Raw genomic sequence first — 11880 nt, forward strand, 5'->3', positions numbered from 1 at the left:
TGAATCAATGAGACCAACGATTTTCAAGAGGCTGATTGAGTTTGGACCCTAGGGCGTTCGATGCCCCTCTGCAGCTGAAAGCCGTGACAACCCTTGGCGGCTTCGAGAAGCGGGGCGACCTCGGCAACAGCGGCCTCAAAGGCAGCCTCCGAGCCGGGCGTCACCTCAATCCGCGCGATTTCTGTTATCATGGTCTCTCCAATGAACGACGCACCTGGCCGATATCATGCGCACGGCCGTTCAAAGTGCGCGCGCAATTACCAGGCGCTGAATATCGGACGTGCCTTCGTATATCTGGCAGACGCGCACGTCGCGATAGATTTTCGCGAGGCCGAACTCCTCCAGATAGCCATAGCCGCCAAGCGTCTGGATTGCGCCCGAGCACACCGCCTCGGCCGTCTCCGAGGCGACGAGCTTGGCCATCGAGGCCTCGGTCAGGCAGGGCAGACCCGCATCCTTTATGGAAGCGGCATGGAGGGTGAGCTGACGCGCCGCCTCGAGCCTGGCGGCAAGGTCGGCAAGGCGGAAGCCGACCGCCTGATGCCCGATAATGGCTTTCCCCATCGAGTAGCGGTCCTTGGCATAGGCGACCGCGATCTCAAGGGCCGCCTGCGCCATGCCGACCGCCTGCGCAGCAATGCCGATGCGGCCGACCTCGAGGTTGGAGAGTGCGATGCGGTAGCCCTGCCCCTCGGCACCCAGACGCAGCTCGTCTTCGACGAACAGGTTGTCGAAGCGGATCGCGCAGGTATCGGACGCCCCCTGCCCCAGCTTGTGCTCCACCTTGTCGACCGAATAGCCGGGCCGGTCGGTCGGCACGAGGAAGGCCGAGATGCCCTTCTTGCCCGCTTGCGGGTCCGTCACCGCGTAGACGATCGCCAGCCTCGCGATCCGGCCTGACGTGATGAACTGCTTCGAGCCATTCAGCACATATCCGCCGTCCACCTTCTCGGCGCGCGTTCGGATCGCAGATGCGTCCGAGCCGGCATCCGCCTCGGTGAGCGCAAAGGCGCCGATCATGCCCCCCGACAGCAGTTCGGGCAGGAAGCGCGCCTGCTGCTCGACACTGCCATCCTTCAGGAGGCCCGAGACGATGAGGCTGTTCTGGATCGAGATGATCGTCGACAAAGCTCCGTCCGCCGCCGCGATCTCCATAAGCGAGAGGGCATAGGAGACATAGTCGGCCCCTGCCCCGCCCATCTCCTCAGGCGCGGTCATGCCCATCAGGCCGAGGCCCGCCAGCTCGTGAAACAGCTCCAGCGGATAGCCACCGGACGCCTCATAAGCTGCCGAGTTGGGACGAATGCGCTCCTGCGCGAAGGCGCGAACCACATCACGAATGGCGGATTGGGTTTCAGTGAGGAGCATAAACCAATGAGTCTAATATATACTGTGCAGTATATTGCATCATCAGGAGTTTGCTGTCAATTCGGGGACGAAAGGAGAGTGGGTTGATTGCTCGTCTTGGTGAAACCAGGCCGTCGCCCTTTCGCTCACGTGAGGAGCGTGACCTCGAGCGCATCGAGAAACGCGAAGCGGTATTGAAGGCGGCCGTGGAGATGTTCAACGCGCGCGGGTTCCACGCCACCTCGCTCGACGACCTGGCGGCCAGCCTCGGGATCAGCAAACCGACGATCTATCATTATCTCGGCAACAAGGATCAGGTGCTGCTCGAATGCCTGACCCGTGGCCTCATGCAGTTGCGCGCGGCCGCCGAAGAAGCGCAGACGCTGCCCGGAACGGGCCTGGACCGACTGCGTGCCTTTCTGCGCAGCTATGCCGATGTGAACATGCGTGATTTCGGGAAGAGCGTGATCCGGACGGGCGAGGAGGCGCTGGCCCCCGAAAGCGCGGAACGCCTGCGCGAGATGAAACGCGAGATCGACGCGGCGCTGCGCAACCTCGTCCGCGCAGGGATTGAAGACAAGTCGATCGCAGCCGGCGATGTCACCATGATCGCCTTCACGCTTGCCGGCGCGCTCAACTGGCCAGGACGCTGGTACAACCCCGCCAAAGGGCGGAGCATCTCCGATGTCGCGGAGGCCATGGTTGACATACTGACGGCAGGGCTGGCTCCACGATAACGACGTGGAACTAGTCGCGCCGCAATCCGGGGCCGTCGGCAACAGCATTTGCCTCAACATCTCGGCAAATATTCTGGCGTCGGCGACCTCAATCTTCGCCTGCCCGTGCTTTCTCCGCCGCCTGTTGCCGCAGGATAAAGCGCTGGATTTTGCCGCTTGGCGTTTTGGGGAGAGTCTGCGCGAACTCGATCTCGCGCGGATAGGCGTGAGCGGCGAGGCGCTTCTTGACGAAGAGGCTGATCTCCTCGGCGAGCGCCGGGCTCGGCTCATGCCCCGGCCTTAGCGTGACAAAGGCCTTCACCACCTCGGTTCGCACGGGATCAGGGCGACCGATGACCGCCGCCTCCACAACCGCCGGATGCTCGATGAGCGCCGCCTCTACCTCGGAGGGGCCGATCCGATAGCCTGAGGAGGTGATGACGTCGTCCTCGCGCCCGACGAAGCGGAACGCCCCGTCCGCCTCTCGAACGGCACTGTCGCCCGTGATGTAATAATTGCCCATAAACGGCTGCTCGGAGCGCTGGTCATAGCCTTTGAACCAGAAGAGCGGCGAGGTGCGGTCGATTGCAAGCAAGCCCGGTTCGCCCGCCGCGCACTCCTTGCCGTCCGGTGTTACCGTCGCAATCTGGAAGCCGGGCATCGGATAGCCGATCGTGCCGGTGCGGCGCGGGTGCTCGAGGCCGTGATGGTCGCACAGCACCATGCCGAGTTCGGTCTGCCCGAAATGGTCGCGCGCCGGGCAGCCGAAGCCGCGCTCGAGCCATGCTGCGGTCCCGGGGTCGAGCAACTCGCCGGCGCTGCTGATGGCACGCACGCCCGAGGGCGGCTGAAGTGGGGCCCCAGCCATCTGCCGATAGGCGGTGGGCGCACCGGCCAGGTTGGTGATGCCCAAACGGCGGATAACCTCGTAGCTGCGCTCGACCGAGAACGCCGCCTCGCTTAGGGTTGCGGCCTGCCCGATGAGAAGGGGACCGATGATGCCGTAATAGAGGCCGTAAGCCCAGCCCGGGTCGGCAAGGTTCCAGTAGCGATCACCTTGGCGCAGATCGTGACCGTAGCGCATGTAGCCCCAGATCGCGCGCAACATGTGAATGGGAACGTAGAGGCCCTTGGGCGTGCCGGTCGTGCCCGATGTGAAAAGCATCAGGAACGGCGCATCCGCCGACAGCAGGACGGGAGCCGTGTCCTCGCGCCGACCGGCAAGCATGGCAGCGAGGCTTTCCGGCCCGTCCGCAGCATCGGTGACGAGGATGGAGGGAATGTCGAGTCCGTCGAGCTTGGAGCGATTGGCCGTATCCGTGACGACAAGCCTGGGCGAGCTTGCGGAAAGACGCGTCTCGATCGCCTTGGGACCGAAGGCGGTGAACACCGGCTGGTAGACGGCGCCGGCCCGGAGCGTGCCCAGGAGAACGGTCAAAAGATCGGGCGTGCGGGGCAGGAGGCCGGCGACGCGCTCGCCGGGCCGGACGCCCATCGCCGTCAGAAGGTCGGCAAATCGCGAGACACGCGCCCGGAGCGTGGCAAAGTCGAACTCCTCGACCTCCCCGGTAGCGGACAGGAAGCGGAGCGCCGTCCCACTCCCTACATGCCGATCACAAAGCTCAACACAAGCGTTGAAGCCACGCTCGTGATCTCCGGACAAAACCGCATAGCTCGCATCGTTTGAAAAGGACGCGCAAACCTCGCTGTGAAGCGGAACAAGATGATCACTGAATATCAATGGTAATCTTGCCAAAGTGGACGCCGCTCTCCTGAACGCGCAAAGCATTTGCCAGGTCTTCCAACGGATAGCTCCGATCGATGACCGGCCGGATCCCGGTCGCGTTGATGGCAGCGACCATGTCGAGATGATCTTCCCTGCTTCCGACCTGCACGCCCTGCACCCGGAGCCGCTTTCTCGTTATCAGATTGGACGGTATCTCGCCCGCGCGGCCCGTAAGCACGCCAACCAACGAAATATGGCCACCGTAGCCGGCCGCTGCGAGGGACTGCGGTAGCGTGCCTGCACCGCCGACTTCGACGACGTGGTCGACACCGCCGGTCAGATTATAGGCAACCTCACCCCACTCCGGTGTGGCTTTGTAATTGATGACATGGTCCGCACCGAGCGCTTTCAGTTGCTCGAGCTTCGCGTCGCTTGATGAGGTAGCGATGACGACTGCGCCCATCGCCTTCGCGAACTGCAGTGCGAAAATGGATACGCCCCCGGAGCCCTGTACGAGAACCGATTGCCCCGCAAAGGTGGGACCGTCCGGCACGATCGCCCGCCACGCCGTAACACCGGCGCAAGTGAGCGTTGCGGCCTCGGCGTGGCTATAGCCGCGCGGAGCGCGAGAAAACCATTTCGTTGGCGCGACGACGAATTCCCGGGCGAAACCATCAAGGCTGTCGCCGGGTGCCGCGCGCATGGCGTCGGATGGCATATCGCCTGATATCCAGCGTGTATGGAAGACGGCTACGACGCGGTCGCCGATAACGAAATCGTCAACCCCATCGCCCACCGCGACGACTTCACCAGCCCCATCGCACAGGGGGATCCGGCCAGGCTCGACCGGGAGCAGGCCCTCGGCAACCAAATAGTCTTTGTAATTGAGCGAGCTTGCATACAGTTTCACGAGTATCTCACCTGCCCCTGGCCGCCCGGCGTCAGGGAGATTCACGAGTTCCAAACTATCAATCGTCGCGGGATTACCGACCTTCATCGCACGCATAAATACTAATCTCCTCTGGTAGCTCTGGGCAGACCTAATTATTTTCCGGTTCAGGTGAGATCACTCCGCCGATCAGATAAACTCCTCAGAATTCATATCTTATTCTGGCGCCGTAAGTGCGGGGCTCCTCGAGATATCCATTGATCGGGAAGCCGAACAAGCCCGAACTGACATAGGCACTGCTGACGGTCGCCTTGTTCGTTATGTTGCGAACGAAAAGCGAGCCGCTGACATTCCCGTCGGATGAGGTCCAGTTCAGGAAGGCGTTGAACTTCGCAAAGGAGGGCTGGCTGACCTCATCTACGTTGAACGCGGTCAGGTAAGACCGGCTACGATAAGAAACCTCGCCGCGCAGGGTGAAGTCGCCGGCTGTGGTCGGCAGGGTATATTGAGCGCCGGCGAAGAAGGTGAAGTTCGGAGACTGGCTGAGCGTGTTGCCCGCGAGATTGAACCCGGGATTACCATTTATGAGCGTAGTTCCGTCGCCGAAGGGCCGTGCCAGATCCCTGCTTTCATAGCTGTCGAACCGGGCGTGCAGCCAGGCGGCGTTTGCATCCAGCTGGACGCGCTCGACGGGCCGTGCCTGTATTTCGACCTCGGCCCCGTAGATCGTCGCCGTAGCCGCGTTCTCAAGCACGGTGGACGTGCTTTCGACCTTGCCGACCTGAAGATTGGTATAATCATAATAGAAGCCGGCGACGTTCAAGCGAAGACGGCGGTCAAACAGCGTTGACTTGATACCGCCTTCAAATGCTGAAACTTTCTCCGGGTTCACCGGGTTGCCCAGCGTGCCGAGGTTATATGTCCCGGATTTGAAGCCTTTCGACCATGAAGCGTAAAGCAACATGTCAGGAGTGACCTGATAATCGAGTGCGACGCGCGGCGTGAACGAGTTGAAGCGCTTTTGACCCGGCAGCGATATCGTTCCGGCAGGCGGCTGCAGCACAAGGGCTGCCGACGTGTTCGGATCAAACGGAGTGACCACATCGAACAGGAAATTGTCCAATGCCTTCTTCTTTTCGGTGCTGTAACGCGCGCCGAGTGTCAGTCGCAGATCTTCCGCGACCTCATATGTCGCCTGCCCGAAGACGGCAACGGCTTTGGTATTGATGAAGCCGCCGCCATAATATCCGGTTGTCAGGTAATTCGAAGGTGGCGCGACGAAAGCGAAATTGTCGAAAGGAATGGCAAGCTGCCCATTATCCTTTTCGCGGAAATAGAATAGTCCAACCAACCAGTTCAGGCGGTCATGCTTTCCGCTGAGTTGGAGTTCCTGACTGAACTGTGTGTCCTGCTCTGCCTGATAGATCGGAGCTACCAGCGCACTTGTTGAGTCGATGTCAGAAGCCGTCTGATATTTCAGCTTCCGGTAAGCGGTCAGAGAAACGAGGTCAATCTCATCTGTCAGTGCGTAGTTGATCCTGCCACTGACGCCCCAGAACCGGACGCTGTTCCTCGGATCGAAGTTGTTCGCCAGATCCCGCCTGTCAGACGGAACCTGTCCACCGAATACGGTGATACCGAACGGCGTAATGGGGACTCCCGGCGCCGAGAATCCGCCCGCGCCCAGATAGTGGTAGCCGCCCGAATGATCGTTCCGCCGATAATAGTCAGCCTTGAGATCGACGGTCAGCCGGTCGGTCGGAGTAAAACGGAGACTGCCTCTGACAGCGCGGCTGTTCAGATCGTCGATGTCGTTGCCAGTGACGATGTTTTTGCCGTAGCCGTCACGATCCTGTGTCTGAAAGGCGACGCGCGCGGAAAGCAATCCAGGAACGATGGCGCCGCCGATCGCGCCTTCGGCGACGATCTGATCATAGTTGCCGACGCTAAGGCTGGCGTAGCCGGAGAGATCATCCGTCGGGCCGCGCGTCGTTATGTTGATCGAGCCGCCGGTCGCATTGCGCCCATAAAGCGTGCCCTGCGGTCCACGCAGCACCTCGACCTGCTGGATATCGTAGAAGCTCGCAAGCGCGGCGACCGAGCGCGATATAAACACCCCGTCGACATGGAAGGCGATGCTGCCCTCGGCGCCAGGCTGCAGACTTTCCAGGCCGATTCCGCGCAAGCTGATCTTGGCCACGCCAAGCTGCTCACCCAGGTTGAGGCCCGGCACGGTCGCAGCGACTCCCTGCAAATCCCTGATTCCGCTGCGCTCAAGCTCGGATGACGTGATCGCGGTTATTGCCAGCGGCACCTTCTGCAGAGACTCGGAGCGCTTTTGTGCGGTGACCACGATGTCGCCGACTTCGCCGAGATTGGCGCCAGCAGTTGCAGTGGAAGAGTCGCGAGGCGTTGTCGCATCCGCGACCGGGGCGTCAGGCGAAGTTTGAGCCGCAACCTGCGCCTGCGCTGCGGCTGCTGAGGAAAGTGCGACCGCGAGCGCGGCCAAACCGATCTGCGACGACATATGAATCATGTTCTCCTCCCCTAAAGCTGGTTGTCAGCAAGCGTCGGCTTTGTGCCGTTCAGTCGATTGATAGTCTCTGTAACCAAAGCTGTCAACAGCAGGGCACGGGACCACGGCCTGTACGTTTTCGGTCGGGCGTAGGCTGGCCAGAAAGCCCCCGCGGCAAGGCCTAAATGGTGCTAACCGAACGTCCGGCGGAGACTCTTCGAAGCCGCCGAACGATATTTCGCGGAGCACAGTGTCGAGGACACGAGTCGGCGTGAAGCGGCCGTCACGAGTTCATTACAAACCATCTTCGGGCTCGAAGGAGGCGTTCTATCGTTTCGTGGAACATCCGCAGGCGTGGTGCACGACTTCGGCCAGGCCGGCGGTCAGGCGACCATGATTGGCAGGCTGACCAGCGGACCATCGCTTAATTCGGAATTGGTTTTCCGCGTCCGATAGCGCGGACGCTGCACTGGCCACTCGTCGTTTTGAGCGATGAGGATGGCGCGGCCGAAGCCCTCCTCCGCTGCCGCTACCAGCGCGTCGACCCGTCCTCGATCCGTGACGTCCAGTGCGACCGCCAAGACGCGGTCCGGAATCGGGAGGCCAACTCTGCGACGTCGCCTCCCGGCGTGCCGTCAAAAATCCGGTCCAGCTCGAAGCGGGTTTACGCCGAGCCAGAGTTTCGGGAGAAACGTGGTGCGGGGGCGGCGTACAGCACTCCTTCGCGCCTGACATACTGAGCTCTGGCCCGATTATGCGGGTGGTCAGCCGCCTCCTCCAGCGTCAGCACCGGCGCAAAGCAGGCGTCGGTACCTTCGAGGAGGGAGCACCAATCGTCGCGGCTGCGCGTCGCGAAAATCCCGGCCAGAACGGCCGAATCCGCCGCCCAGCGCGCCGGGTCGTTCTGGCTTTCCAGCAGCGACGCCGGCGCGCCGATGCGTTCGAGAAGCTCGCGGTAGAACGGCTTCTCAATCGCGCCAACCGAGATGTCGCGGCCGTCAGCGCAACGATAGCAACGGTAGAAGGGAGCCGCCCCGCCGAGCAAATTCTTCTGGCGCTCCAGCGAGATTGCGCCAGATGGGAGCAGTCCCGCGAAGAATGACATGAGCGACGCGACGCCATCGACAATCGCCGTATCGACGACCTGCCCCTCGCCCGTGCGCGCTCGTTCGACCAGCGCCGCGAGAATGCCCATCACGAGAAAGGTCGATCCGCCGCCGAAGTCACCCACCAGATTGAGCGGCGGACGAGGTGGCGCTTCATCATCTCCGAGCGCAGCCAGCGCCCCGGTCAGCGCGATGTAATTTATGTCATGGCCGGCGGCCTTGGCGAGCGGGCCATCCTGGCCCCACCCTGTCATGCGACCATAGATCAGCTGAGGGTTGCGCGCATGCAGCACGTCGGGACCCAATCCCAAGCGTTCCATCACGCCCGGCCGGAAGCCCTCGATCAGAATGTCGGCGGAATCGATCAGGTCCAGGCATCGCTCCTTGCCGGCCGGGCTTCTCAGGTCCAGTTCGTAAACCGATCGGCCGCGATCCACCACCGGATTGGGCCAGCCATTGCCGCCCAGTCGGTCGACGCGGACCACGGTTGCGCCCATATCCGCCAGCAGCATCGCCGCGTGCGGACCAGGGCCAATGCCGGCGATCTCCAAGACGATGATGCCTGTCAGAGGTCCTTGCGCGCCAGTCTTGCCGGTCATGCGGCGGCCCCATCCTGGACGAGACGGCGCGCATGGCGTTCACGAAGCACCTTCTTGTCGATTTTCCCAGTCGCGGTCAGCGGAACCGTCTCGAAGATGATGACATCCGGCAGCCACCAGCGCGGCATGTGCGGCGCTAGATGTGCCAGCATCGCCTCGGCGGTCACGGTGGAGTCTTCATGCGGTTCGACGATAAGGATCGGCCTCTCTTCCCATTTGGGATGGAAAACGCCGACAACCGCCGCGAACTTCACGCCGGGGCAGGCGACTGCGGCGTTCTCGATATCGATCGAGCTCACCCATTCGCCACCAGACTTGATCACGTCTTTCTTGCGGTCGGTGATGCGCATGAAGCCGTACTCGTCTATCGTGGCGATATCGCCAGTGTCGAACCAGCCGTCCGCATCCAGTGCGCTTGCATCGCTGAGATAGTAGCGCTCGATCACCCAGGGTCCGCGGACGAGGACCGATCCGGCACTCTCCCCGTCGCTCGGCAGCTCCTGCCCCTTTTCATCAACAATCTTCAGTTCGACGCCGAACTGGCGGCGGCCCTGCCGCGTCCAGATGGTGTCGTCGAGCACGTCCTGCCCGGCTTCGGCGAGCTTTGGCGTGGGCGTGGACAGTACGCCCAGCGGGCTCATCTCGGTCATGCCCCAGATCTGGCGGACCTGAACGCCGAAGCGGTTCTGGAAGGTTTCAGCCATCGCGCGCGGCACCGCCGATCCGCCGATCACGATTTGACGAAGCGAGCCCGTAGTCTCGGCCGTCCGCTCCAGATGATTCAGGTACATCGTCCAGATCGTCGGAACACCGCCGGAAAACGTGACCTCCTCTTCCTGAATCAGCTGCTGCAGGCTGGCGCCATCGAACCGATCGGCAGGCAGCACGACCTTGCAGCCGTTTATGGCCGCTACGAAGGGCAGGCCCCAGGCGGTCGCGTGATATAGCGATTGGCAGGGCATGATGCAGTCAAAGGCGCTGAAGCCGAGCGCACTGTTCAGCCCCGCCGTAATAGCATGCAGTACGACTGAGCGGTGCGAGTAGAGAACGCCCTTGGGATCGCCAGTTGTTCCTGAGGTGTAACAGAGGAAAGCCGCCTCATTCTCATCAAATCGCGGCCACTCGAGCTGCGACGATGCGGCAGCAAGCATCGGCTCATAGCAAGGATCATTCCGGGTCTTGTTGCTTTCCAAGCAGACGAACGATTGCACGTCGACAAGCTTGGGACGCAATCGATCGACAATCTCTGCCAGGTTCGGATCGTAGAAGAGAGCGCGGCTACCGGCATGGACAATGGTGTAGGCGATCTGGTCATCGGACAGGCGTGGATTGGCGGTATGCAGCACCGCGCCGATGCCAGGAACCGCGAAGAACAGCTCCATGTGATGGTAAGTGTTCCAGGCCAGCGACGTCACTCGATCTCCTGGCCGCACGCCGATGTCACGCAGCATGTTCGCGCAGCGGCGCACACGCTCGGCGAAAGCGGAATAGTCATAGCGCCACATGCTGCCATCGGTCACACACGACACGATCTCACGGTCGGGATGCGCCACTTCTGCATGATGTAGGATGCCGCTGATCATCAGCGGCGACGACTGCATCAAACCTCGCATGATTCCTCCCAATTATGACTTATCTTTTGCCGGACAAACAGCGGAGCGAGGCCGCCGTGACAGTCCGAGGAACATGTATCCCTCATCAGCGTCGCGGCGGCCGTAAAGCTGCGGATCTTCGATAATCGGGTCAGCTGCGGGTCGGGTCAATCAGATATTTTTCGCCCGTTGCCTTCCGCTGGTAGGCTTGGAGAATATCCGGCTGCAAGGCCTCTCTCAGTCCAATGACGCGCGTATAGTGGCTGGCGAAGGTTGTTGTGAGTTCGCTCAGCATGCGCTGCGTGAGACGGTCCAAACCGTCCTGGCCGATGCTGCGAAGGAAGGAGAATATAATCCAACCGGCCGCGCCCCACCGGTAGCCGAACGCCGGACGATTAAGCACGGTGGGCGAGAGATCGAGAGCGCCATAGATATAGAGCTGCTTGAAGACGTCCGATCCCGTTCGAACAAAGTTGGTCATCTTCCTGACCGCCGCGCGCTCCATCGCCTGAAGGATCTGGTCGCCCATCGTCCCGCCACCGATCGCGTCGAACGCGATTGTCGCGTCCGTCTCCGCGATCGCGTCGATGAGGCGGTCACGGAAATCGCCGTCGACGCTGTTGAGCACATGGACGGCGCCAATGCCACGCAGCAGATCCACCTGCTCCTTGGAACGCACGATATTGATCAGCGGGATGCTGTCGGCCGAGCAGATCTTCTGCATCATCTGCCCTAGATTGGAAGCAGCGGCAGTATGGAGGATTGCACGATGTCCTTCGAGTTTCGCCGTTTCCACCATGCCGAGCGCGGTCATGGCGTTTACAATGGAAGCACCGTCGGCTGCACTCCTTCCATCGGGGAGTACAATGACGTCGCGCGCGGAGACCTTGCGAAATTCTGCGAACATTCCACCGCTCATCGTCGCAACGACTCGACCCTCAAGAGCCTTTGCCTGCGGCCCGGCGGCGATGACCGTGCCGGCGCCTTCCAGGCCGATCGGCAAAGACAGGCCCAGCCGGCCTTCGACGGTAGCCATGCGCGCCTGGGGAACCGTGAAGGTAAGTTCGGGTTCCGAGCTATCCGACATGATCACCGAGGTGACGTCTGCGGGCCCGAGTAGAAGGGCGAGATCGGTCGGATTTATCGGCGTCGCCTCGACACGGACGACGATCTCATCCTCACGGGGATCATCAATCGAGACTTCCTCGATCGACAGCGTGAGGCGCCCGTCGCCGCTGATGGTCGACCGCATCTCTTTTCCGGTAATCATCAATTCTTCTTCCTCACATGAGCATCAAGGGGAGATGTAATTCGACGGGTGACCTGAACGGCGGCCCGCTTGCCGCGGGCACTGAGCGGCACGAAATGTGGCCGGCAGCGATCGGCCAAA

Annotated in this window: 10 protein-coding genes; 1 reads left to right on the top strand and 9 read right to left on the bottom strand. The window is 61.7% G+C overall.

Features of this window, described 5'->3' with window-relative positions; all coding sequences use genetic code 11:
- Positions 1–23: 23 nt before the first annotated feature.
- Both BSL82_RS21785 and BSL82_RS10715 read right to left on the bottom strand, forming a co-directional pair.
- Positions 24–191 carry an antibiotic biosynthesis monooxygenase family protein gene (locus BSL82_RS21785; RefSeq protein WP_083579149.1) on the bottom strand — a complete coding sequence of 56 codons (168 nt, stop codon included), beginning with the start codon at positions 189–191 and terminating at the stop codon, positions 24–26.
- A gap of 49 nt (positions 192–240) precedes the next feature.
- Positions 241–1368, bottom strand: coding sequence for an acyl-CoA dehydrogenase family protein (locus BSL82_RS10715; RefSeq protein ID WP_072597518.1), 1128 nt, complete (start codon positions 1366–1368; stop codon positions 241–243).
- Positions 1369–1451: 83 nt separating this feature from the next.
- On the opposite strand from BSL82_RS10715, the gene BSL82_RS10720 reads away from it, so the two are divergent.
- Positions 1452–2084 carry a TetR/AcrR family transcriptional regulator gene (locus BSL82_RS10720; RefSeq protein WP_418361252.1) on the top strand — a complete coding sequence of 211 codons (633 nt, stop codon included), beginning with the start codon at positions 1452–1454 and terminating at the stop codon, positions 2082–2084.
- A gap of 88 nt (positions 2085–2172) precedes the next feature.
- Here BSL82_RS10720 and BSL82_RS10725 read toward each other — a convergent pair whose 3' ends face one another.
- The 7 genes from BSL82_RS10725 to BSL82_RS10755 all read right to left on the bottom strand — a co-directional run bounded on the left by BSL82_RS10725 (position 2173) and on the right by BSL82_RS10755 (position 11742).
- On the bottom strand, positions 2173–3726 hold the full coding sequence (locus BSL82_RS10725) for an AMP-binding protein (RefSeq protein WP_226998429.1): 1554 nt from the start codon (positions 3724–3726) through the stop codon (positions 2173–2175).
- A gap of 64 nt (positions 3727–3790) precedes the next feature.
- Entirely contained in the window at positions 3791–4795 is a 1005-nt protein-coding gene (locus tag BSL82_RS10730) for a zinc-dependent alcohol dehydrogenase family protein (RefSeq protein ID WP_072597519.1), read from the bottom strand.
- An 85-nt stretch (positions 4796–4880) separates the two neighbouring features.
- Positions 4881–7214, bottom strand: coding sequence for a TonB-dependent receptor (locus BSL82_RS10735; RefSeq protein WP_072597520.1), 2334 nt, complete (start codon positions 7212–7214; stop codon positions 4881–4883).
- Positions 7215–7576: 362 nt separating this feature from the next.
- Positions 7577–7774, bottom strand: coding sequence for a hypothetical protein (locus tag BSL82_RS19995; protein ID WP_083579151.1), 198 nt, complete (start codon positions 7772–7774; stop codon positions 7577–7579).
- Between the two features lie 83 nt (positions 7775–7857).
- On the bottom strand, positions 7858–8898 hold the full coding sequence (locus tag BSL82_RS10745; RefSeq protein ID WP_072597521.1) for a CaiB/BaiF CoA transferase family protein: 1041 nt from the start codon (positions 8896–8898) through the stop codon (positions 7858–7860).
- Entirely contained in the window at positions 8895–10511 is a 1617-nt protein-coding gene (locus BSL82_RS10750; protein ID WP_226998430.1) for a long-chain fatty acid--CoA ligase, read from the bottom strand. The genes BSL82_RS10745 and BSL82_RS10750 overlap by 4 nt, the downstream gene beginning before the upstream one ends.
- Positions 10512–10641: 130 nt before the next feature.
- A complete protein-coding gene (locus tag BSL82_RS10755) occupies positions 10642–11742 on the bottom strand; it encodes an MDR/zinc-dependent alcohol dehydrogenase-like family protein (RefSeq protein ID WP_226998431.1) in 1101 nt (366 codons plus the stop codon).
- Positions 11743–11880: the final 138 nt, after the last annotated feature.

The sequence above is a fragment of the Tardibacter chloracetimidivorans genome, assembly GCF_001890385.1.
Taxonomy (GTDB): Bacteria; Pseudomonadota; Alphaproteobacteria; order Sphingomonadales; family Sphingomonadaceae; genus Tardibacter; species Tardibacter chloracetimidivorans.